The sequence below is a fragment of the Fusicatenibacter sp. genome, from assembly GCF_977045365.1.
In genome coordinates this window covers 97513-121542 of record NZ_CDRRUH010000002.1, presented here as the reverse complement: position 1 = coordinate 121542, position 24030 = coordinate 97513, and the positions used below count along the sequence as shown (strand labels likewise).

The following is a 24030-nucleotide window of genomic DNA, read 5'->3' as shown; positions in this document are numbered from 1 at the left end:
ACGCATCCAGCGTGCTGATGGAGTCGCTCCCCTCGTGGGAGCGTGGATTGAAATGTCCGGTAGCTACGCCGCGATCGGTTCGTCCGGTAGGTCGCTCCCCTCGTGGGAGCGTGGATTGAAATTGCTGGTTGACAATAATAGACGTTAATGCCGGAAGTCGCTCCCCTCGTGGGAGCGTGGATTGAAATGATATTTATCTTATCACGATCGGCATCGAAAGTCAGTCGCTCCCCTCGTGGGAGCGTGGATTGAAATACGGACGAAATCTCTCTTTGCGGCAGCAGATGTGTCGCTCCCCTCGTGGGAGCGTGGATTGAAATTAAGTGACAGCATCGCCACGGTCACGGTCAGCGTTGTCGCTCCCCTCGTGGGAGCGTGGATTGAAATGAGTGCCAGATGGATGCAGCTAAGTGCCGACAGGGTCGCTCCCCTCATGGGAGCGTGGATTGAAATCTATATTTGGGTATAATCCCGACTCCCTGAATATCGTCGCTCCCCTCGCGGGAGCGAGGATTGAAATATGCCCATTTTGAATTTAATGAGCATCAGGTAAGTCGCTCCCCTCGCGGGAGTGTGGATTGAAATGGTGGATCATTGACGAAATTCGCGTTATGAACCTTCGCTCCCTTTAGGGGAACAAAGGTTGAAATACGCCATACGGTAGCACAATATCAGATACGATCGTTGCTCTCTTAGCAGAAGAAAGAATGGAAATTTGACGCGAGTCACCGGAAAAGAAAAAGGAAATGGTCACTCCCCTCGTGGGAGCAGGAGTTAAAATAAGGAGATGCGCGAGGATACTGTCCTACGAGTGCAAAGTGTTCTCTCAGGAGTGAAATGTGTTTGACACGAAAGGCAAACAATGTTAATCTATAACTAGCGTAAGTGATAACTAACCGCTCATGTATTCGCCAAGAACCATGGGCGGCTATTTTTCTATTTAATATTCGGTGAGAAAGGAGGAAAATCATGAAGAGTTCATTTAAAATATTTTGGATTATACTCGGTTTTCTGTGTCTGGGACTTGGTACCATCGGTATTGTGCTTCCGATTCTGCCGACAGTTCCATTCTATATGGCGACGCTGTTCTGCTTTGCGAAAAGTTCGGAACGTCTGCACAGCTGGTTTATCGGGACCAATCTATATAAGAAGCATCTCGACAGCTTCGTACAGCATCGGGCGATGACGGTAGGAACGAAATGTAAAATTATCGGGATGGTAACGGCTGTGATGGCGATTGGCTTTTTTGCTATGAAGAATGTGCCGATCGGAAGAATCTGTATTGCCGTGGTATGGATGTGCCATATTTTGTATTTCTTCCTGCGGGTCAAAAACGTAAAAACAGAAGATCATATCCTAGGAGAAACAGAATGAACAAAGTAGAAAAGAAACGGCAGAAAGAACAGTACGTCGTGGAAGAGATGATCCGCCTGTACTGCCGGAAGAACTATGGAAAAGAGGGGCATGCATCCGGCGGGATGTGTCCGGAATGTCAGAAATTAGCGGACTATGCAAAACAGCGGAGCCAGAAATGTCCCTTCATGGAACAGAAAACATTCTGCGCAAACTGCAAAGTACACTGCTACAAGCCGGAAATGCGGGAAAAGATCCGCGCCGTTATGCGGTTTTCGGGGCCGCGGATGCTGCTGTATCATCCGATTTTAGCTATCTGGCATTTAATCTGCAGCATGAGAGAGAAGCGAAAAGCAAAAGCATAAAAGAGAGGTACTTATGATTAAAACAAGACTGGTGGGACTGCTGTCCCACGCGAAAAAGTATATCGTGTACACGATTCTGTGGCAGTGGGCGGCGCTTCTGTCGCAGGTGATCGCGGTGTTTACGATTGCCGATCTGCTGGAGCGGGTTGTGTATGGCGCGGTAACGGCGACGTCTGTGAAGCGGACGGTTTTTACGCTGGCAATTGTTGTTGTGATCCGCTTTTTCTGCGAGCGGATGGGTGCGCGGTCGTCGTATCTTGCGTGTGTGGATGTGAAACGGATTCTGCGTGAAAAAATTTATGAGAAAATGCTGAAACTGGGGGCATCCTACAGCGAACAGGTATCATCCTCGGAGGTGGTACAGGTATCCACGGAGGGCGTGGAGCAGCTCGAAACGTACTTTGGAAAGTATCTTCCGCAGCTATTTTACAGCCTGCTTGCACCGCTCACACTTTTTGTCATCCTCTGCCGGGTGAGCATGAAAGCGAGCGTGATTCTTCTGATCTGTGTGCCGCTGATCCCGATTTCGATTGTGGTCGTGCAGAAGATTGCGAAGAAGCTGTTGAACAAATACTGGAGCATTTACACCGGTCTTGGCGATTCCTTCCTTGAAAATCTGCAGGGACTGACGACATTAAAAATTTATCAGGCAGACCAGCAGAAAGCCGACGAGATGGACGTGGAATCCCAGAACTTCCGCCGGATCACGATGAAGGTTCTGACGATGCAGCTCAACTCGACGAGCGTGATGGACATCGTAGCGTACGGCGGCGCGGCGGTCGGTATGGCGGTGGCGGTATCGGAGTTTCTGAAAGGAAACCTCACCGTGTCCGGCACGCTCTGCATTGTGCTGCTGGCGAGCGAGTTTTTCCTGCCGCTTCGTCTGCTCGGATCATTCTTCCACATCGCGATGAACGGCATGGCAGCAAGTGACAAGATTTTCAAAATCCTTGATCTGCCGGAGTCAAAGACGGGCGATCAGACATTGCCGGACGGGCCTCTCGATGTCGTGTTGGAAGATGTGCATTTTTCCTATGAAGAAGACCGTGAAATCTTAAAAGGCATCGATCTTACACTCCCGGCGGGCAGTTTTGTATCGCTGGTCGGGGAATCGGGCTGCGGAAAGAGTACGATTGCAGGTATCCTAGCCGCAAAGAACCGCGGATATGCGGGAAAGATCACCCTGGGCGGCGTGCCGCTCTCGGAAGTCGCTGAGACGGATCTGATGAAGCACGTTGTTCTGGTCCGCCACAACAGTTACTTATTTAAAGGAACCGTAGAAGAGAACCTGCGCATGGCGAAACCGGATGCGACGAAGGAGGAGATGAAGGCGGTTCTGCAGAAAGTCAATCTGCTTGGATTCTTACAGACACAGAACGGTCTGCAGACAGAACTGCTCGAAAAAGCAGGAAACCTCTCCGGCGGCCAGTGCCAGCGTCTCGTGATTGCGCGGGCGCTGCTTCGGAGCGACAGTGCGGTGTATATCTTTGATGAGGCCGCATCGAATATTGATGTCGAGAGTGAAGAGCTGATCATGAATGTGATTCATGAACTCGCAAAGACGAAAACGGTATTGCTGATTTCCCACCGCCTTGCGAACGTCGTACAGTCAGATCAGATTTATTTCCTGAAAAACGGTACCATCTGCGAGCGTGGAACGCATGCGGAACTGATGGAACAGAACGGCGCATACCGTCATCTGTACGACAGCCAGATGGTACTGGAAAACTATGGAAAGGAGGGGAATGCATGATGAACGAGAAGAAAAATACAGCAAAACGCAGAAGCGCCCTCCGGATTATGGGAAGCCTGATCGGGCTGGTGAAGCCATTGCTTCATATTATGATGGCGGCAATTATTCTTGGAACAATGGGATATTTATGTGCGATCTTCCTGACGATTCTGGCAGGACAGGTCATCGTGCACGGCTTACTGACGGGCGCGGCAGGGGCGAGCCTTTCGGTGCAAAACATGTGGCTTGTACATACCCCGGTAAAAACGATACTCACGGTGATGATCGTGATCGCGGTGCTGCGCGGCATTCTGCATTATGCGGAGCAGTACTGCAACCACTTTATTGCTTTTAAACTGCTGGCGATCATCCGCCATAAAGTGTTTGCAGCTTTGCGGAAGCTCTGTCCGGCGAAGCTGGAAGGACGGGACAAGGGAAATCTGATTTCGATTATCACAACAGATATTGAGCTGCTGGAAGTGTTCTATGCCCATACGATTTCCCCGATTGCGATTGCAGCATTAACTTCTCTGATTATGGTATGCTTCATTGGAAGATACCATGTTCTGGCAGGGCTGCTTGCACTTGCGGCGTATCTGACGGTCGGCGTTGTGACCCCGATGTGGAACGGAAAGCGCGGAAGCCAGAAAGGAATGGAGTTCCGGACCGGCTTTGGCGAGCTGAACAGTTTCGTGCTGGATTCCCTGCGCGGCCTTGATGAGACGATCCAGTACGGACAGGGCGAAAAGCGGAAAGAGCAGATGTCGGAGCGGTCAAAAGAACTGGCTTCTGTGCAGGAAAACTTAAGCCGCATGGAAGGCTCCCAGCGGTCGGTCACCAACATGGTGATTCTTCTGGCATCGTTCGGCATGCTGGCGCTGACGATTTATCTCTACACGAAAGGTGAGATTGGATTTGAGGGAGTCCTGACCTGCACAATCGCGATGATGGGGTCCTTCGGCCCGGTCGTGGCGCTGTCCAGCCTGTCGAATAACCTGAATCAGACGCTGGCAAGCGGCGAGCGCGTGCTTTCCCTTCTCGAGGAAGCGCCGCTGGTGGAAGAAATTCCGGGAGATGTAGCATCGGATGATCATGCATTTGCGGGAGCTGAGGCACAGGATGTAACGTTTGCATACGAGGACGAGATCATTCTGGATCAGTATTCGCTGAAACTGGAACCGGGAAAAATCACCGGTATCCACGGCGCGAGCGGTTCCGGAAAATCGACGATCTTAAAACTTCTGATGCGCTTCTGGGATGTCCAGACGGGGCGCGTTTCCGTGGACGGAGCCGATGTCCGCAAAATCCCGACAAAGCATCTGCGCGATATGGAAAGCTACGTGACGCAGGAGACACACCTGTTCCACGATTCAATTGCGAACAACATCGCCATTGCAAAGTCCGGCGCGGCGCGGGAAGAAATTATGGAGGCAGCGAAGAAGGCGTCCATCCATGATTTCATCATGACACTGCCAAACGGCTACGACACAGAAGTCGGAGAACTCGGCGATACCCTGTCCGGCGGAGAAAAACAGCGGATCGGCATTGCGCGGGCGTTTCTGCATGACGCATCCATGATCCTGCTGGACGAGCCGACATCGAATCTTGATTCCTTAAATGAAGGAATTATTCTGAAATCCCTGAAAGAATCTGCAGAAGAGAAAACCATTGTGCTCGTATCGCACAGAGTGTCCACGATGAACGTCGCGGATGTGGTATATGAAATGGAAAATGGCCGGATTTCCTGATTTTACAGCACTTGACAGAGAAAAGACGATGTGCTACACTAACAGTCGTTAAAGAAAAGACAATTAAATATCGATGTGTAAGGTGTCGGACATACGTGTCCGGTGAAAAGGGAAGCAGGTGTGAATCCTGCACGAACTCGTCACCGTATTTTGCAAGCAGAGGAATGATCCACTGGGAAACCGGGAAGGAGACCGATGCGCTGGAGTCAAATCCTGAAGCAATGAGCCGGGAGACCTGCCTTTCGCAGTACAGGAACGTTACGTTCGTGCCACGAGGAACTGGCAGTACAAAACAGGAAAGCGGACATTTGCCCCACAGCGGGTGAAATGGTTTTCTTTGTGATGAAAATACTGGAAGCCCCTCGTTGAAAAACGAAAGGGCTTCTTTCTGTTTACGCGGGCAACGAGCCAAAGTCCGTGCTTGCACGAGACCTTAGCGACTGCCGCGATAACTTGAGAAACTCGCGGAGCGTGTTTCTCATAGTTTGAAATGTAAAACGTCCCCGATATTGGTTGTTGCAAAGATACCAGCAAATGGGAGGAAAACAAAAATGAAAAAGAAACTTGTAGTCGCTTTAATTTCAGCAGCTATGGTAACATCTATGCTCGGCGCATGCGGAAGCAGCAACACATCCAGCAGCAGCGCAGGCAGCACAGCAACAAGCAGCGTAAGTGCATCTTCCGCATCTGAGAAAGACACCACAGCAGCAAGCAGCAGCGTAAGCGCATCTTCTGCATCTGAAGAGGTATCCGCAGACGCAGACCAGGAGGCAGCAGATAAAGTGGCAGATCTGATTGATGCAATCTATGTACAGGAAAGAAATGAGAACACCGATGAGCAGTGTGCAGCAGCAAAAGAGGCATGGGATGCCCTGACCGACGCACAGAAAGAACTCGTAGAAGGCGAGAACGCAGATCCGGATTACTTCGGAAGAGATACTGGAGATGCTTCCAAGGATGATCCGTTAAACGGAGACGAAATCGGCGAGAACGAGCTTCTGGTTGTAAGCTTTGGTACTTCCTTCAACGACAGCCGTGCTGAGGATATCGGAGGAATCGAGAAAGCTCTGCAGACCGCATATCCGGACTGGTCCGTAAGACGTGCATTCACCGCACAGATCATCATCAACCATGTACAGGCCCGTGATGACGAGAAGATCGACAACATGGATCAGGCACTCGAGAGAGCCGTAAACAATGGTGTTAAGAATCTGATCATACAGCCGACTCATCTGATGCACGGTGCTGAGTACGATGAGCTGAAAGAAGCTGTTGATAACTACAAAGATAAATTCGAGTCCGTAACGATCGCAGAGCCGCTGCTTGGCGAGGTTGGAGACGACGCTACTGTTATCAACGATGACAAAAAGGCAGTTGCAGAAGCAATCACTGCACAGGCAGTAGAGAGCTCTTCCTATGACAGCCTGGATGCAGCAGAAGCAGACGGCACTGCATTCGTATTCATGGGACATGGTACTTCCCACACTGCAAAAATAAGCTACAGCCAGATGCAGACACAGATGAATGAGCTTGGATACAAGAATGTCTTCATCGGAACGGTTGAGGGTGAGCCGGAAGAGACTTCCTGTGAGAACGTGATCGAGGCAGTAAAAGCAGCTGGATACAAGAAAGTTGTTCTTCGCCCGCTGATGGTTGTTGCCGGTGACCATGCGAACAACGATATGGCAGGCGATGATGACGATTCCTGGAAGAGCCAGTTTGAGGCATCTGGTGCATTCGATGAGATCGACACTCAGATTGAAGGTCTTGGAAGAATCGACGCCATCGAGCAGCTGTATGTACAGCACACCCAGGCAGCTATGGACGGCAACGGCGTTCAGGACGATGCTGAATAATTAGGGGTTGTATTCTGTACATAAAATAGAGTAAAATAAGATCCGGCAGTACGGCTGAAGAGACTCAGTGTGCTGCCGGATTTTAAAGGTTATATCAGGAGGAATTTTATTATGAGAAAAAAGTTAGCAGTTCTTTTTCTTGGAGCAGCACTGACCGTATCGATGCTCGGCGCATGCGGCGGAAATGATGCATCGTCATCATCTTCTTCTGCATCGGCAGTATCCACATCTTCCGTATCGGCATCTTCCTCATCCGTACAGGACGAGTCCCAGACCGAGGCGGAGAGCAGCACATCGACATCCTCTTCCTCTGCTGAGAGCACTTCCGCAGAATCGACAGCGGACGAGAACGGCGAGGCAGAGCTGGCAGACGGTGTTTATACAGCAGAGTTTAAGACAGACAGCAATATGTTCCATGTCAACGAGGCAAAGGATGGAAAAGGTGTTCTGACTGTAAAAGACGGTAAAATGACGATTCATGTGAGCCTGGCATCTACTCATATTGTTAATCTGTTTGTAGGAATTGCAGCAGAGGCACAGGAAGATGGAGCAGAACTTCTGGAGCCGACCACAGACGAGGTAACGTATTCCGATGGTACAACAGAGGAAGTATACGGCTTCGATATCCCAGTACCGGCCATCGACGAGGACTTTCAGGTTGCGCTGATCGGAACAAAAGGAAAATGGTATGATCACGTAGTAAGTGTTACCAATCCGGTACCGCAGGAGTAATCTTAAGGGAAAAGAAAAAAGATATCCACAAAAGGCGGACTTCTTTGCACCCTCTATCCACAGAAATTGTGGAAAGTAAGGGAAAAAGAGGTCCGCCTTTGTGGATATCTTATTTTTTATTATCCTATTTATTTTTCCGGAAACATTCTGCGGAACAGAAAACGAATGAATGGTCCGCAGTACATGAGCTGCCAGAAGAAAGCAACCGGGAAGTTTAAGAAGGTGGTCTGGAACCAGACAGCGATAAATTCCTTTCCGGCATTTTTAAACAGAAGCGTTGCAATAAAACTCATAATCGGGCACATAATGATAATAATCATAATGGAAATGGCCAGTGTGATCACGATCGGACGGTCCTGCGGTGTTACCATGCAAAAGGCCAGTTTGTGAGCCAGATTGTCCACGAGGAAAAATTCGAGGATAAAAGCGGCCGGCCACATGATCATCATTTCGTGGAAGGCCATCAGAAAGACCTGATTCGTCATTCCGCCGATGTTCATGGAAATGTTATAACAGATCATGGCGTAGACCATCAGAAAGGACATCATGAGGGTGAATACAACGTTTTGAAATTTTGTTTTTGGCATCGATTGTTCTCCTTTTCTTTGCGTTTTTTGAAAAATGGGCGCAAAAAAGACACATGTGTTGTTCGTTAACCAAGCAATGCACTTGTGCCGTTTCCAATCTGATACCAATCTTTTCTGCAATTTGTAATTTTGAACCGTTGATTATTATACATGCCCGGGCGGCGTTTGGCAAGAGAAAATTAAAAATTTTTCAAAAAGACAGATAAATAAGAAAATTTGACAGCACGGGTGAACGAGGTGGGAAAAGAATGGATTGCGGAATGGGAGCAGGGTTGTTACAATAGAAGAACAGACGAAAATCAGGATAAAAAGGAAAGTAATACTATGTCAGAGATCAGAAAAATCGAAAACTTTGCGGCGCCGGAACTCGACGTGTATGCGCGCCTTTCGGAACCGCAGTTATTACACTATTATGAGCCGCAGCCAGGCCTCTTTCTCGCAGAGAGTCCGCGTGTCATCGAGCGCGCACTGGATGCCGGTTATGAACCGGTTTCATTCCTTGCCGGAAGCGCAGAGCTTGCCGCAAACGGAGCACTCTTTGCGCGTTACCCGGACGCGCCGGTCTATACGGCGGAGACAAAAGTGCTGGAACAGCTGACAGGCTTTGCCCTCACGCGCGGCATGCTCTGCGCGATGCACCGCCGTCCGCTTTCCACAATGGAGGAAATCTGCCGGAACGCCCGCCGCGTGGCGATTCTGGAAAATGTCGTGAACCCGACGAATGTCGGCGCAATTTTCCGTTCCGCCGCCGCACTTGGCATCGATGCCGTGCTTCTTACATCCGGCTGCAGCAATCCGCTGTACCGCCGTGCCATCCGCGTGAGCATGGGAAATGTCTTTCAGGTCCCGTGGACCGTGCTGCCAGGCGGCAGTTACTGGCCGGAGCAGGGAATTGCTGCACTGCAGGAACTTGGATTTTATACCGTTGCGATGGCATTAAAAGAAGACTCCGTTCCGATGGATGATCCGTCGTTAAAAACGCATGAAAAGCTCGCCATTCTGCTCGGAACCGAGGGTGACGGACTGGCAAGTGATACGATCGCTGAAACAGATGCAACCGTGCTGATTCCGATGACACACGGTGTGGATTCACTGAACGTCGCTGCGGCGAGCGCTGTCGCATTCTGGGAGCTGGCGGGAAGAAGATAAAGATGTTCCGTTGGTACCGGAGATGAATTATGCAGAAGCATTGAGCTGGAAAAAGGAGGAAAACGAATGAAATAGGAAATTACTGGTATTTTGGCAGATACAGTAGTAATATATCATATGGAAATACTTGCTGCAACGACGAAAACACAGCAGAAATAAGAGCGAAAGAGGGAAAGAAAAAATGTCAAAATGGTTAGATAACGCAGTATTTTATGAGATTTACCCGCAGTCCTTCAACGACACCAACGCCGACGGAATCGGAGATTTCCAGGGTATCATTGAAAAATTAGACTACATCAGGGAGCTGGGCTGCAACGCCATCTGGATCAACCCGTGCTTCCTGTCCCCATTCGGTGATGCAGGATACGATGTCGCAGATTACTGCCGCGTTGCACTGCGCTACGGAACGAATGAGGATCTGAAGAGAGTTTTCGAAGAGGCACACAAACGTGACATGCACGTCCTGCTCGACCTGGTTCCGGGCCACACATCCGTTGAGCATCCATGGTTCAAAGAATCCATGAAAGCTGACCGCAATGAATTTACAGACCGCTACGTATGGACCAATAACGTATGGGAAGCACCGGAAGGAATGGGAAGCCTGCGCGGCATTTCCGAGCGTGACGGCGCCTGCGCCATCAACTTCTTCTCCAACCAGCCGGCCCTGAACTACGGCTTTTATCAGCCGGACCCGGAAAAACCGTGGCAGCAGTCCTTTGACGATGAGGGACCGCAGGCAACGCTGGCAGCGATGGAAGATGTCATGAGATTCTGGCTGAACATGGGCTGCGACGGCTTCCGTGTCGATATGGCGGGCTCCCTGGTAAAGAACGATCAGGAAGGCAAAGGAACCATCCGCCTGTGGCAGCAGGTACGGAAATTCCTCGACGCCGAGTTCCCGGATGCAGCCATGGTATCCGAGTGGGGCGAGCCGGACAAATCCTTACAGGGCGGCTTCCACATGGACTTCCTGCTTCACTTTGGACCGTCCCATTACAACGATCTGTTCCGCTGCGACGAGCCGTTCTTCTCCAAACGCGGAAAAGGAGATATCTCTGAGTTTGTAGAGACCTACAAAACCAACTACAATAAGACCGCACAGAAAGGCCTGATCTGCATCCCGTCCGGAAACCATGATATGGACCGTCTGGCACGCCGTCTGCAGGGGGATGAGCTGAAAATTGCTTTCGCTTTCCTTCTTTCCATGCCAGGTGCGCCGTTCATCTACTACGGTGATGAAATCGGTATGCGCTACGTCGAAGGCCTGAAATCCGTTGAGGGCGGCTACAACCGCACCGGTTCCCGTTCTCCAATGCAGTGGGATGACAGCACCAACGCAGGATTCTCCAGCGCACCGGCCAGCGACCTCTACATCACCATGGACCCGGGCAAGGACCGTCCGACCGCCAAAGCACAGATGGCCGATCCGGATTCCCTGTACCACGAAGTTAAAAAACTCATCCAGATCCGCCAGAGCAGCAAAGCACTCTTAAGCCGCGGAACCATCGAGTTCGTTTATGCAGAGAAAAACCAGTATCCGCTGGCATACGTCCGTGAGGCTGAGGGTGAAAAAGTCCTCGTCATCATCAACCCATCCGACAAAGAGCAGTCCTTCCCGTACAGTGCAGAGCTGAAGGATGTCCTCTACACGATCGGAGGAAAAGCAGAATCCAAAGACGGAACCATCACCATCCCGGCACAGTCCGCAGGATTCTATCATATCTGATCGAAATTAAAAATGACAGGGAGATCCAATCGAATTTTTTCGGAGGATCTCCCTGTTTTTAGATATGATACACTCTCAGCTCATGCAATGCCCTGGTCGCTGCAATATACTGCGCCTGCATCATCATCTCCCGTTTCTCGTCCTTCGGGAAAATCGAGAACACCTGATCAAACTCCAGCCCTTTCGCCAGATAAAATGTGGTAACCGTCAGTCCTTTCTTAAAACTGGAGCTGTCACGGTTCAGCCAGGAAAGCCGCTTCTCACAGTCAAAATCTTTTTCCGCCAGAATCTCCCGCAAAATCAAATAAGCCCGTTCCGCCGTCTTCTCATCCGGTACAATCACCGCCGCCGTCTCATACGTTTTCTCCTCTGGAAACAGCGTATCCACTGCCTTCCGCAGAGCCGCCTCAAGATCCGTGACATCCCGTTCCAACACCGGCATTCCGTGCCGTTCAAACAGCTCCAGATCCGTCACGCCAATGAGATTTGCCGCATACGACGCAATTTCCACCGTATTCCGGTAACTTTTCCGCATCTCAATCCGCCGCAGATCCTTCCCGAAAATCCCCGGTAAAAACTGCAGTACATCCTGCTGCTGATCCGCCATCGTCTGCGCCCGGTCGCCGAGAATCGTCATCTTACAGGAAAACATCCGCCGGATCATCAGATACTGGAGCCGCGAATAATCCTGCATTTCATCAATCACCAGATGCTTAATATTCGACCGCTCCGCCTGCCGCGACAGCCGGTACTTCAGATACAGAACCGGATACACATCCTCATACCGCAGTTTCCGCTTCTCCAACGGCCGCCGCGGCAGCATCTGATATCCCTCTTTCTTCAGAAAACGATTGTAGAGAACATAAAAATCCATCGTCTCATACATCTTCCGGAATTTTTCGATGAGCGGAATCCGCTCCTCCTCCGGCAGATCCCGGTTCAGCAGCGTCTCGATCTCGTCAATAAACGTCTCCGCCACCGCATCCATCCGCGAGAGCAGCGGAATATCCGCAAACTTGTCATAAAACAGCGTAATAATCTCCGATTCTGACTTCACAAACGACTTATATGAAACGTCTGAGAAATTCATCAGCTCGTCCTCAAGCTCCAGCGCAAATCCCTCCATCTGGTCCACAAACGCCTGCGACTGTTTTAAAGCAAACCGTTCGGCGGCTTTTGGATCCCGCATCTCCCGCTCAATCTGATCACAGCGGTCCTCACAGTCCGCCGCCGTGTCCTGTAATTTGCGGTAAGCAAAGAGATCAAAACTCATCTCCTGAATATTCTCCTCACCGAGCTCCGGCAGAATATGTGAAATATAATCCGAAAATACTCCGTTCGGCGATAAAATCAGAATATTCGAAGACTTCAGATTCTGTCTGTCATGATACAAAAGGTAGGCAATCCGATGCAGCGCCACCGATGTCTTGCCGCTTCCCGCCGCTCCCTGAATTACCAGAATCCGGTCCTTCGTATTGCGGATGATCGCATTCTGTTCCTTCTGAATTGTGCGGATAATATTCTTCAGTTGTACCTCGCCGTTGCTGCCAAGCTCCGCCTTTAAAATATCATCATCAATTTTCACATCACTCTCAAATCCGTAAATCATCTTTCCATCCCGGATCTTATACTGCCACTTGGAACAGATTTCCCCTGTCATCTTGCCGCCCGGCGCCAGATAGGAAGCCGGCCCGCGGTCAAAATCGTAGAAAAGACCGCTGACCGGGCTTCTCCAGTCGTAAATCAGCGGCAGCTCGCCCGGCCGCTCCGCAAAATTGCCGATGCCGATATAGAAAATTTCCGGCTCATCATCCCCGTCATAGCAGAAATCCACACGCCCGAAGAACGGAGAATCCAGCATTTTCCGGAAGCGGCTCCGCAGAAGAAGCTGCTCCTGATTCGCATTCACCTGATGCAGCAGCGCCTGCTGATTGTCGTAATCCTCATATCCGTACTGGTCCATCTCGGTATAGTTCTGCCAGTAATAATCGTGCATATTTTCAATTTCTTTCTGTCCGTCCAGCAGAGACTGACTGATCTCGGCAAGACGCGCCTGCAGCTTTTCCAGCACAAAAGAAAGATATTCCTGTCCGTTTTTCTGGTCTGTCATAAAAGGAAACCTCCTCTTAAAAATATAATGTCGAGTGCCGGAAAACCCGGCTGATCTTATCAGTATAGCAGACAGGCACGTTTCCTGCAATTCAAACATAAAATAAAGAAAAATCCCCTTTGAGGTGCCGCTTTTCTTGGAACCCTTTTTAAAACCACTGTCTGCACAGGAAGAAAAAAGCTGTCTGGATGCGTATCAGAGGGGCGATACAAAAGCCAGAGACATTCTGGTCGAGCGGAATCTGCGCCTGGTCGCGCACGTTGTGAAAAAGTATCAGGGCCTGCCCGATGATCTCGACGATCTGATTTCCATTGGAACGATCGGCCTCATCAAGGCGGTGATGACATATGATTCGAAAAAAGGAAACCGGCTGGCCGCATACGCCGCCCGCTGTATTGATAATGAGCTGCTGATGTATCTTCGGAGCAAAAAGAAAACGGCACGGGAGATTTCCCTCTACGAGCCGATCGGAACCGACAAGGAGGGAAATGAGATCCATCTGCTCGACATTGTGGAGAGCGGCGGGGAGGATATCGCGGAACAGTACAACCGGAAAGAGGACGCGGTGCGGCTGTACTGTTATCTGGATTCGGAATTAAAAGAGCAGGAAAAACAGGTGCTTCTTCTCCGGTACGGCCTTGGCGGAAAAGCAGAATACACACAGAAACAGGTCGCTGCCCGGCTCGGCATCAGCCGTTCGTACGTGTCGCGGATCGAGAAAAATGCGATCGAAAAACTGCGTCTGCGGTTTGCCGCTTCGTAAATGCTTGACATTTCAAACGGACTGCTTCTATAATAAAGGGTAAGGAAATCAGGTGCAGAAAAAGGTTTCCTTATCCTTACTTTTTCGAACAAGTATTAAAAATAATATCTTCCCGGTGTTTCGCCGGACATTTTCCAGAAATTAAAAATAAATAGGAACTATTGCGACCTGCTACAGAAAAGGAGGTTTTCTTTGTATTGCAGTGTATTATCAGCCACTGTATCGGGCATGGAGATGATTCCGGTGCAGGTGGAGGCGGATGTCAGTGACGGCATGCCGCAGTTTACGATGGTCGGCTACGTGAGTGCCCAGGTAAAGGAGGCGCAGGACCGCGTGCGGACAGCCCTCAAAAACATGGGAATTTCCCTGCCGCCGAAACGAATTACGATTAATTTATCCCCGGCGGACGTCCGAAAAGAAGGATCGCGTTTCGATCTTCCGATTGCAGCGGGCGTTCTGATGACGCTCGGCCGGATTCCGCCCGGGTCACTCCGGAAAACGATGGTGCTCGGCGAACTCGGCCTTGACGGCCATGTGCAGGAGATCAGCGGTGTATTTCCGGCAGCGGCGAAGGCGCGGGAGCTTGGATGCACAACGCTTCTTGTTCCGGCCGGAAATGCCGTGGAAGGGGGTCTGGTCGGCGGGCTTCACGTCGTTGGAATCCAGAATTTGCAGGAGCTTTTGAACTACTGCTGTGAAGGGAAAATGCCGTCGCTTCCGTCTATAGAAAATCAAAAGAAGGAGGACGGAAAACAGCCGGACTTTTCCGAGGTGCAGGGGCAGACAGCCGCGCGGCGGGCGGCGCTCATCGCGGCGGCCGGATTTCACAATCTGCTGATGCTGGGACCGCCGGGCAGCGGAAAATCCATGATCGCAAGGCGGATTCCGACGATCATGCCTCCGATGTCTGAGGAGGAGCAGATGGAAGTAACGCGGATCTACAGCATCGCCGGAATGCTTGCCAAAGGAGAGGGTGTCCGCCGGGAGCGGCCCTTCCGTGCTCCGCATCACACGATGTCGCCGCAGGCTCTTGCAGGCGGCGGAAAACAGCCGTCCCCGGGCGAAATTACGCTGGCGCACCGCGGCGTTCTCTTCCTTGATGAACTCCCGGAGATGACGCGCACAACCATCGAGATCCTGCGCCAGCCGCTCGAGGAGCACCGGATTGTGATTTCCCGTGTCAGCGGAAACTATGTGTTCCCGGCGTCATTTCTGATGGTGGCGGCAATGAATCCCTGCCCCTGCGGCTTTTACCCCGACTTATCGCGCTGTACCTGTGCACCCGGCGACATCAGCCGGTATCTCTCTAGAGTCAGCCAGCCGTTCCTCGACCGCATGGATCTCTGCGTGCAGGTGGAAGCACTTTCCTACGAGGATCTGCACGGCGAGGAGCGGTGCGAATCCTCGGCCAAGATGCGGGAAAAAGCGACGGCAGCGGCGGAAATCCAGGCGGCGCGCTACCGGCAGGAGTCGATTCATTTCAACAGCGAACTGAAAGCAGGCCAGATCGAGAAATACTGTATCCTGGAAAAGGCAGCGGAAGAGCTTTTAGAGGATGCCTTCCGCCGCCTGCGCCTCAGCGCGCGTTCCTACCACGGGATTATCCGCACCGCGCGGACAATTGCGGATCTGGACGGGGCGGTCAAAATCGGCGTTCCGCATATCAGCGAGGCGATCTGCTTTCGGAGCGCCGACAAAAGTATATGGAGGATCTGACGTATGGCGATGGAAATCTTTACAGTCGGCCGCGGGCAGGAGGGCTATCCGGAGCGGCTTATGCCGTTCGCGGACATGCCGTCCCGCCTTTTCGTGCGGGGCGCGCTGCCGGCGGATGAGCAGAAAACAGCGGCGATTGTGGGCGCGCGGATGTGTACGGCGTACGGAAAGAGCCAGGCGGCCTTTTTCGCGCAGGTGCTGGCGGCAAACGGCGTGGCGGTGATCAGCGGACTGGCGTGCGGAATCGACGCGGCGGCGCACGAGGGGGCACTGCGCGGAAAGGGAAAGACGTTTGCCGTGCTTGGCTGCGGCGTGGATATCTGCTATCCGAAACAGAATTACCCGCTGATGCGGCGGATGCTGGAAAACGGAGGCGGTGTTTTAAGCGAATTTCCGCCGGGCGCAGAGCCGCTTCCGTGGCATTTCCCGATCCGCAACCGCGTGATCAGTGCGCTGGCAGATGTCGTTCTGGTAATTGAGGCAAAAGAGAAGAGCGGCTCGCTCATTACGGCGGACTACGCGCTGGAGCAGGGAAAAACGGTATTTGCCCTGCCCGGACGGACAACGGATGCGACAAGCCGCGGCTGCAACCGCCTGATCGCGCAGGGAGCGGAAATTGCGATTTCACCCGAAACGATTCTCGAGGAGCTGGGCGTGAAAAAGGCCGGGACAAAAAGAGCCGCACCGCGTCCGCGCTATGGAAAAGAGGCGGAAATGGTTCTGAAAACACTCGCGGCAGAACCGCAGAATCTTGCACAGCTTGCCGGCAGCACCGGAATCCCGCTGCAGGAGCTGACCGGCATTCTGCTGGCACTCGAAATTGACGGTGTTATTGCGGAAAATCCGCCGGGCGTGTACATGGCGTTATCGTAAAAGAGACGAGGAAAAGAAAGGTTTTGTGATATTCTGCCCGGTGCACAATTATAATAGAAGAAAAAGAAAAAAGGGGGCTCTTCTGCGCCGCGTGCATGTCTGAAAAAGGAAAAAGAAAAGAAAAAAATCAGGAAAAAATCGTTAAAAAATAGAAAAAATCCTGTTATTTTGTCGGGAAACCTCGAAAAATGGTACATTTTAAAAATGGAAAACACTTGCAAGAAAAAACTTTTTGGTGTATAGTCAGTGGAAGTTACGGCTAATTTGGAAATTTGTAATGATGCAGAACTATGCGATATGAAAAACGCAATATAGATCTGGACAGTTATAAAAATATGTATTCAGGAGGCATCAGAGGTGGCAAAATATCTTGTAATAGTGGAATCACCGGCAAAAGTCAAGACGGTGAAAAAGTATCTCGGGGCGAATTACGAAGTTGCAGCATCCATGGGCCATGTGCGCGATCTGCCGAAAAGCCGGCTTGGAATTGATGTAGAACATGACTTTGAACCAAAATATATCACCATCCGCGGAAAAGGAGAGCTTCTGGCATCTCTTCGAAAAGCCGCAAAAAAAGCAGATAAAGTTTATCTCGCAACTGACCCTGACCGCGAGGGAGAGGCCATTTCCTGGCATCTGTCGATCGCGCTGAATCTCGATGAGAGCAAGATGCGCCGCATCACCTTCAACGAGATCACAAAATCAGCAGTCAAAGCGTCGATCAAACAGGCGCGCGACATTGATATGAACCTGGTGGACGAGCAGCAGGCGCGCCGCTGCCTCGACCGTATGGTAGGTTATGAAATCAGCCCATTGTTATGGAAGAAAATCAAACGCGGACTTTCCGCCGGCCGTGTGCAGTCCGTTGCACTGCGCATCATCGGCGACCGCGAGGATGAGATCAATGCGTTTATTCCGAAAGAATACTGGACACTGGAAGCAGATCTGAAAATTCCGGGCGAGAAGAAACCGCTCGTCGCAAAATTCCACGGCAAGGGCAGCGAAAAGATGGCGATCGAGACGAAAAAGCAGCTCGATGAAATCTTAAAGGGACTGGAAAATGAGACCTTTACCGTATCCGAAGTGAAAAAAGGAGAGCGTTCCAAGAAAGCGCCGCTTCCGTTCACCACGAGTACCCTGCAGCAGGAAGCATCGAAGGTGCTGAACTTCTCCACGCAGAAGACGATGCGTCTGGCACAGCAGCTCTACGAGGGCGTGGAAGTAAAAGGAAAGGGAACGATCGCTCTGATTTCCTATCTGCGTACCGATTCCACGCGAATCAGCGAGGAGGCCGATGCGGCAGCACGTTCCTTTATCCAGGAGCAGTACGGCACAAAATATACCGCAAGCGGGGACACGACGGAGAATAAAAACCGCAAGGCACAGGATGCGCACGAGGCCATCCGCCCGACCGATGTGACGAATACACCGGTAATGGTAAAAGAATCCCTGCCAAGAGATCTGTTCCGCCTGTATCAGCTGATCTGGAAACGCTTTGTGGCAAGCCGCATGCAGCCGGCCGTCTATGAGACAATTTCCGCACGGATCAATGCAGGAGGGTATCTCTTTACAGCAGCTTCCTCCCGTCTGGCATTTGATGGTTTCATGTCCGTTTACACCGATCCGGATGAGGAAAAGAAAGAGAACAACGCCGCCGTCCGGAGCCTGGAGGCAGGAACGGAACTGGCACTGGAAAAGATGGATCCGCAGCAGCACTTCACACAGCCGCCGGCACACTACACCGAGGCTTCCCTTGTCAAAACACTCGAGGAACTCGGCATCGGCCGTCCAAGTACGTACGCGCCGACCATCACAACGATCATCAACCGCCGCTACGTGGCAAAGGAGAACAAGAACCTCTATATGACAGAGCTCGGCGAGGTGGTCAACAACATGATGAAAGAGGCATTCCCGAGCATCGTGGATGTCAACTTTACGGCAACGATGGAAGCTCTGCTCGACAAGGTCGGAGATGGAAGTGTTCCGTGGAAGACAGTAGTCGAGAACTTCTGGCCGGATCTCTATGAGGCGGTCACAGAGGCAGAAAAGAACCTCGAAGAAGTTAAGGTAGAGGATGAGGTGACGGATGTCATCTGCGAGAACTGCGGCCGCAACATGGTCGTGAAATACGGCCCGCACGGAAAATTCCTCGCCTGCCCGGGATTCCCGGACTGCAAGAACACGAAGCCGTATCTGGAAAAGATCGGTGTTCCGTGTCCGAAGTGCGGAAAAGAAGTGATCCTGCGCAAGACGAAAAAAGGCCGGAAATATTATGGATGCGAAAACAATCCGGAATGCGATTTCATGTCCTGGCAGAAACCGTCTGCCAGGAAATGCCCGCAGTGCGGCGGCTATATGCTGGAAAAAGGCAATAAGCTGGTCTGCGCGGACGAGCAGTGCGGCTATGTAGAAGCACGCGAAAAGAAAGACGAAGACTGAGAATGACAAAGCGGTCTGTACTGGTGAAAAACTGGTGCAGGCCGTTTTTTTGCTTATTGCGGCGGAAAAACAGGAAGATCCGAAAAAATTTAGCATGAATTTTTATAAAATTTATAGTTTTCTGAAAAATATATTGATTTCCGGAAAACTACATGATAGAATGAGCTTAGTTTTAAGGGTTGTCTGAAAAAGGCATCAGTGTGCATTTTTTTCGGCGGATAAGCCAAAAAAATGCAGAAAATAAAGAAAGGAGAAGAACATGAGCGTACAACTGCTGGATAAAACCAGAAAAATCAACAAACTGCTTCATAACAATCACTCAACGAAGGTCGTGTTCAACGATATCTGTGAAGTCCTGATGGAAACGTTAAGTTCCAACATCCTGGTGATCAGTAAAAAAGGAAAAGTGCTGGGCATCAGCCTTTGCCCGGGCGTGGAAGAAATTACGGAGCTGATCGAGGATAAGGTGGGCGGTTATGTCGATGCCGCATTAAACGAGCGTCTCCTCGGCGTACTCTCCACAAAAGAGAACGTCAATTTACAGACCCTCGGCTTTGAGCGGTCTGGTGTAGAGCGCTACACCGCAATTATCTGCCCGATCGAGATCGCCGGAGAACGCCTTGGTACCGTATTTATGTACCGCTGCACCCCGCAGTACGATATCGACGATATCATCGTCAGTGAGTACGGCACAACCGTTGTCGGACTGGAAATGATGCGTTCCGTCAACGAGGAAAATGTGGAGGAAAACCGCAAGGTTCAGGTAGTTAAATCCGCATTCAACACGCTGTCCTTCTCCGAACTGGAAGCCATCATCCATATCTTTGATGAACTGAACGGGGATGAGGGCATTCTGGTTGCAAGCAAAATTGCAGACCGCGTCGGCATCACAAGATCCGTCATCGTAAATGCCCTCCGCAAATTCGAGAGCGCAGGCGTCATCGAGTCCCGTTCCAGCGGTATGAAGGGAACGTATATCAAGGTATTAAATGATTATATCTTTGATGAACTCGACGAGATCAAAGCAAGAAAGAACCTGAAAGGAAAGGGCGATGCCCATCCGGATGAGGCGAAAAAATAAAAAAGCGAAAGCCAGAAAAGAAACGGAGCCGTGAAAAGATGGCGCCGTTTCTTTTTGTGCAAAAAAACATTCGGGGAGCGGAAGAAAATGGCATCATTCCCGTTTTTAGGAATAAACTATAATTAGATGTTACAATTCCCAGGTTCCCTGTGAATTGTAACATTCGCAGCCCTCATTAATTTATAAAGAGAGTATAAAATATGAAAAAGTTGCCAAAATAAGAAAAAACGAGAAAATAAGAGAAATTAAGAGTTATCATGAGAGAAAAAAAGAGAATTGCAAAATTCATGCGTTTGCGAAATGAGGTGGAAAACACTATAGTAAGAACCATCAAGTAGCACTCGAATGAACTGAGTGCTAATAAATAAAACTGAATGAAATCTTGAAGGAGGAAACATAAATGAAGTTAGTACCTTTAGGTGACAGAGTTGTATTAAAAGAGTTAAAAGCAGAGGAAACCACAAAATCCGGTATCGTACTTCCGGGACAGGCACAGGAGAAACCGCAGCAGGCTGAGGTTATCGCAGTAGGACCTGGAAAAGTAGAAGACGGCAAAGAAGTAAAAATGGAAGTTGCAGTCGGAGATCAGGTAATCTATTCCAAATATGCAGGAACCAACGTCAAACTGGAAGACGAAGAGTACATCATCGTAAAACAGGATGACATTCTGGCAGTTGTAAAATAAAGAATAATCAAGTAAAAATCAGGAGGCATGACAATCATGGCAAAAGAGATTAAATATGGAGCAGAGGCAAGAAACGCTCTTCAGAATGGTGTAAACCAGCTTGCAGATACCGTACGTGTAACCCTTGGACCGAAAGGAAGAAACGTTGTTCTGGACAAACAGTACGGCGCTCCGCTCATCACAAACGATGGTGTTACCATTGCAAAAGAGATCGAGCTGGCAGACGGATTTGAAAACATGGGCGCACAGCTCATCAAAGAAGTTGCTGCAAAGACCAACGATGTAGCAGGTGATGGCACCACAACCGCAACCGTTCTGGCACAGGCTATGGTAAACGAAGGAATGAAAAACCTGGCAGCAGGTGCGAACCCGATCGTTCTCCGTAAGGGAATGAAGAAAGCAACCGATAAAGCTGTTCAGATCCTTGCAGAGATGAGCCAGCCGGTAGCAGGCAAAGAGCAGATTGCAAAAGTTGCAGCTGTTTCTTCCGGAAGCGAAGAAGTAGGCCAGATGGTAGCAGATGCTATGGAAAAGGTTTCCAAAGACGGCGTTATTACCATCGAGGAGTCCAAGACCATGCAGAACGAGCTGGAGCTGGTAGAAGGTATGCAGTTCGACCGTGGATATATTTCCGCATACATGTGCACTGATATGGAGAAAATGGAAGCCGTTCTCGACAATCCATATATCCTGATTACCGATAAGAAACTCTCCAACATTCAGGAAGTTCTTCCGCTGCTGGAGCAGATCGTACAGAGCGGCGCAAGACTGCTGATCATCGCTGAGGACGTAGAGGGCGAGGCTCTCCAGACACTTGTGATCAACAAACTGCGCGGAACCTTCAACGTAGTAGCTGTTAAAGCACCGGGCTACGGCGACAGAAGAAAAGCAATGCTCGAGGATATCGCAATCCTGACCGGCGGCCAGGTGATCTCCGAGGAAGTTGGTCTGGAATTAAAAGACGCTACTCTGGAAATGCTCGGACGTGCAAAATCCGTTAAAGTTCAGAAAGAGAACACCGTTATCGTTGACGGCGCAGGCGCAAAGGATGCCATCGCAGCAAGAATCGGCCAGATCAGATCCCAGATTGAGGAGACCACTTCTGAGTTTGATAAAGAGAAACTGCAGGAGAGACTGGCAAAAATGGCAGGCGGCGTAGCTGTTATCCGCGTAGGTGCAGCAACCGAGACTGAGATGAAAGAAGAAAAACTTCGTATGGAGGATGCTTTAAATGCAACGAGAGCAGCCGTAGAAGAGGGTATCATCGCAGGCGGCGGTTCCGCGTACATCCACGTTACCACACAGCTTGCAGAGCTGATTGACAGCCTGGACGGCGATGAGAAGATCGGTGCAAGAATCGTACAGAAAGCACTCGAGGCTCCTCTGTTCCACATCGTAACAAACGCAGGTCTGGAAGGCGCTGTTGTGATCAACAAAGTAAAAGAGTCCAAAGTAGGCGTTGGATTTGATGCATACAACGAAGAGTATGTAGACATGATCCAGGCTGGTATCCTTGATCCGGTTAAGGTTACCAGAAGCGCACTGCAGAACGCTACCAGCGTTTCCGCAACCCTGCTGACCACCGAGTCCGTAGTTTCCACCATCAAAGAGCCGGCTCCGGCTATGCCGGCAGGCGCAGACGGCGGAATGGGAATGATGTAATTCCAGGGACTGCAAAAAAAGTCTGGTGAAATAGAATAAAAAGAACCGGCTGGCAAAGACCGTTGCGGGAGATGTTTCTTCCGAAGTCCTGTCTTTGCCGGCCGGTTCTTTTTTTCTTCACATGGCTCTGAATCGTTAAAAATTTCAGAAAGTTTTCACTTTTTCGCCGGGCGGCGTATATGGACGCTTCCGGCCTTTTATGCTATACTGATCTGTAGGATGCTGGGGGAAATACAACAAAGGAGAAGAAACACACATGGCAAGTCGTTATGAATCCGACATGACAAGGAAGGAGAAGATGCAGCTCGAAAAAGAAAAGCTGTCAAAAATGAATTTCAAAGAAAAACTGGCCTACATCTGGGCATACTACAAGGCTGTCATTTTTGGCATCATCGCTGTCATCGCCATCATCGGCACGATCGCCAATATCCATGAAAATGCGAAGTATTACGACCTCGTAAGCATCGCTGTTGTGGATTACGCGGGACTGCAGGATGTAAGTCCGATCGAGGAGGACATAAAAGAAGCCCTCGGAACAGGAGACAAGTACGAAAAGGTAAGCATCGATACGAGCTACAGTTTCGGTGAAGACCTCTCTGGCGCAGATTACAACACGCTGATGAAGTTCACAGCCGTAATCGCCGCGCAGAGCATGGATGTGCTGATCTGTTCGCAGGCCGTGTACGACAACTACAGCAAGGACGACTATTTCCTGGATCTGTCCACGCTGTTTGACGAGGCGACGTGCGAAAAATACGGCATCCAGGCGGGAGATACCTGCCTCGATATTTCCAGGCTGAAGAAATACCAGGATATGGGCCTTACGTACTATGAGCCGTGTTACCTGACCGTTGTGGTCAACGCCAAGAACACGGACAATGCAGCAAAACTGATCGAATATCTTGAGGAGGATGGAGTAAATGAGTGATCTGTACACAGAAGTGCTGGTTAAAAAACAGCAGACAGGAAAAGACAAGGCGATCAAAGGAGTTCTGATCTTCTTTACCGTTCTTTTTGCAGCCGCAGGAATTATGATGAATCCGCTGATTCTGCTTCTTGCGCTGGTACTTGGAATCGTAGACTATATTTTTATCCCGAAGCTTTCGGTAGAATTTGAGTATCTGTACGTCAACGGCGAGCTCGACATCGACCGTATCTATTCGCAGTCAAGAAGAAAAAGAGCCGCAAGCTATGAGCTTTCCAACATGGAAATCCTGGCTCCGTACCAGTCCCATCAGCTTGATTCCTACAAAAACAACCAGAGTATCAAACGTTACAACTATTCCTCCGGAATCGAAGGACAGGGCCACAAACCGTATGCATTTGTGATCTCAAAGGACAACACAATGCAGATGGTGATCTTCGAACCGGATGAAGTGATGTTAAAAGATATCCGCAACCGCGCACCAAGAAAAGTATTTATGGATTGACAGCTTTTTTGTTTTGTGTTAAA

The 24030-nt window shown here is 50.3% G+C and carries 19 protein-coding genes, 1 CRISPR repeat array and 1 riboswitch; of the genes, 17 read left to right on the top strand and 2 right to left on the bottom strand.

Features of this window, described 5'->3' with window-relative positions; all coding sequences use genetic code 11:
- Positions 1–22: 22 nt before the first annotated feature.
- Positions 23–585: a CRISPR direct-repeat array (repeat unit 32 nt; unit sequence GTCGCTCCCCTCGTGGGAGCGTGGATTGAAAT).
- Positions 586–969: 384 nt separating this feature from the next.
- The 6 genes from ACY2VW_RS01320 (at position 970) to ACY2VW_RS01295 (ending at position 7786) form a co-directional block, all read left to right on the top strand.
- On the top strand, positions 970–1374 hold the full coding sequence (locus ACY2VW_RS01320) for a YbaN family protein (RefSeq protein WP_461876736.1): 405 nt from the start codon (positions 970–972) through the stop codon (positions 1372–1374).
- Positions 1371–1718 (top strand): nitrous oxide-stimulated promoter family protein, encoded by a 348-nt coding sequence (locus tag ACY2VW_RS01315; RefSeq protein ID WP_461876735.1) that lies wholly within the window; start codon positions 1371–1373, stop codon positions 1716–1718. The genes ACY2VW_RS01320 and ACY2VW_RS01315 overlap by 4 nt, the downstream gene beginning before the upstream one ends.
- A gap of 13 nt (positions 1719–1731) precedes the next feature.
- On the top strand, positions 1732–3471 hold the full coding sequence (locus tag ACY2VW_RS01310) for an ABC transporter ATP-binding protein/permease (RefSeq protein WP_461876734.1): 1740 nt from the start codon (positions 1732–1734) through the stop codon (positions 3469–3471).
- The gene (locus tag ACY2VW_RS01305) at positions 3471–5198 is read left to right on the top strand and encodes an amino acid ABC transporter ATP-binding/permease protein (RefSeq protein WP_461876737.1); all 1728 of its coding nucleotides are present in this window, start codon (positions 3471–3473) and stop codon (positions 5196–5198) included. Before ACY2VW_RS01310 ends, ACY2VW_RS01305 begins: the two co-directional genes overlap by 1 nt.
- 63 nt (positions 5199–5261) lie before the next feature.
- Positions 5262–5455, top strand: a riboswitch (cobalamin riboswitch).
- A 294-nt stretch (positions 5456–5749) separates the two neighbouring features.
- On the top strand, positions 5750–7054 hold the full coding sequence (locus ACY2VW_RS01300) for a sirohydrochlorin cobaltochelatase (RefSeq protein WP_461876733.1): 1305 nt from the start codon (positions 5750–5752) through the stop codon (positions 7052–7054).
- 111 nt (positions 7055–7165) lie between these two features.
- Complete coding sequence (locus ACY2VW_RS01295) at positions 7166–7786, top strand: hypothetical protein (protein WP_461876732.1); 621 nt, start codon at positions 7166–7168, stop codon at positions 7784–7786.
- Positions 7787–7914: 128 nt separating this feature from the next.
- On the opposite strand, the gene ACY2VW_RS01290 is transcribed toward ACY2VW_RS01295, so the two are convergent.
- Positions 7915–8373, bottom strand: coding sequence for a DUF2798 domain-containing protein (locus ACY2VW_RS01290; RefSeq protein ID WP_461876731.1), 459 nt, complete (start codon positions 8371–8373; stop codon positions 7915–7917).
- Between the two features lie 324 nt (positions 8374–8697).
- On the opposite strand from ACY2VW_RS01290, the gene ACY2VW_RS01285 reads away from it, so the two are divergent.
- Positions 8698–9522: a TrmH family RNA methyltransferase gene (locus ACY2VW_RS01285; RefSeq protein ID WP_461876730.1), complete on the top strand. Its 825-nt coding sequence runs from the start codon at positions 8698–8700 to the stop codon at positions 9520–9522.
- 181 nt (positions 9523–9703) lie between these two features.
- The gene (locus ACY2VW_RS01280) at positions 9704–11248 is read left to right on the top strand and encodes an alpha-amylase family glycosyl hydrolase (protein WP_461876729.1); all 1545 of its coding nucleotides are present in this window, start codon (positions 9704–9706) and stop codon (positions 11246–11248) included.
- Positions 11249–11306: 58 nt separating this feature from the next.
- Here the strand turns inward: ACY2VW_RS01280 and ACY2VW_RS01275 are convergent, their stop codons facing one another.
- Positions 11307–13358 carry a HelD family protein gene (locus ACY2VW_RS01275; protein ID WP_461876728.1) on the bottom strand — a complete coding sequence of 684 codons (2052 nt, stop codon included), beginning with the start codon at positions 13356–13358 and terminating at the stop codon, positions 11307–11309.
- A gap of 136 nt (positions 13359–13494) precedes the next feature.
- On the opposite strand from ACY2VW_RS01275, the gene sigK reads away from it, so the two are divergent.
- The 9 genes from sigK to ACY2VW_RS01230 all read left to right on the top strand — a co-directional run bounded on the left by sigK (position 13495) and on the right by ACY2VW_RS01230 (position 24007).
- On the top strand, positions 13495–14121 hold the full coding sequence (sigK, locus tag ACY2VW_RS01270) for an RNA polymerase sporulation sigma factor SigK (RefSeq protein ID WP_461873639.1): 627 nt from the start codon (positions 13495–13497) through the stop codon (positions 14119–14121).
- A gap of 192 nt (positions 14122–14313) precedes the next feature.
- A complete protein-coding gene (locus ACY2VW_RS01265) occupies positions 14314–15837 on the top strand; it encodes a YifB family Mg chelatase-like AAA ATPase (RefSeq protein WP_461876727.1) in 1524 nt (507 codons plus the stop codon).
- A gap of 3 nt (positions 15838–15840) precedes the next feature.
- Positions 15841–16710 carry a DNA-processing protein DprA gene (gene dprA / locus ACY2VW_RS01260; RefSeq protein WP_173827200.1) on the top strand — a complete coding sequence of 290 codons (870 nt, stop codon included), beginning with the start codon at positions 15841–15843 and terminating at the stop codon, positions 16708–16710.
- 357 nt (positions 16711–17067) lie between these two features.
- Entirely contained in the window at positions 17068–19149 is a 2082-nt protein-coding gene (topA, locus tag ACY2VW_RS01255; RefSeq protein ID WP_461876726.1) for a type I DNA topoisomerase, read from the top strand.
- 259 nt (positions 19150–19408) lie between these two features.
- Entirely contained in the window at positions 19409–20230 is an 822-nt protein-coding gene (codY, locus tag ACY2VW_RS01250) for a GTP-sensing pleiotropic transcriptional regulator CodY (RefSeq protein WP_461873642.1), read from the top strand.
- A 400-nt stretch (positions 20231–20630) separates the two neighbouring features.
- Positions 20631–20915, top strand: coding sequence for a co-chaperone GroES (gene groES, locus ACY2VW_RS01245; RefSeq protein WP_022462185.1), 285 nt, complete (start codon positions 20631–20633; stop codon positions 20913–20915).
- A 36-nt stretch (positions 20916–20951) separates the two neighbouring features.
- The gene (gene groL / locus ACY2VW_RS01240; RefSeq protein WP_022462186.1) at positions 20952–22577 is read left to right on the top strand and encodes a chaperonin GroEL; all 1626 of its coding nucleotides are present in this window, start codon (positions 20952–20954) and stop codon (positions 22575–22577) included.
- Positions 22578–22833: 256 nt separating this feature from the next.
- On the top strand, positions 22834–23505 hold the full coding sequence (locus ACY2VW_RS01235; RefSeq protein WP_461873643.1) for a hypothetical protein: 672 nt from the start codon (positions 22834–22836) through the stop codon (positions 23503–23505).
- A complete protein-coding gene (locus ACY2VW_RS01230; protein WP_022462188.1) occupies positions 23498–24007 on the top strand; it encodes a DUF6106 family protein in 510 nt (169 codons plus the stop codon). The genes ACY2VW_RS01235 and ACY2VW_RS01230 overlap by 8 nt, the downstream gene beginning before the upstream one ends.
- Positions 24008–24030 lie beyond the last annotated feature (23 nt).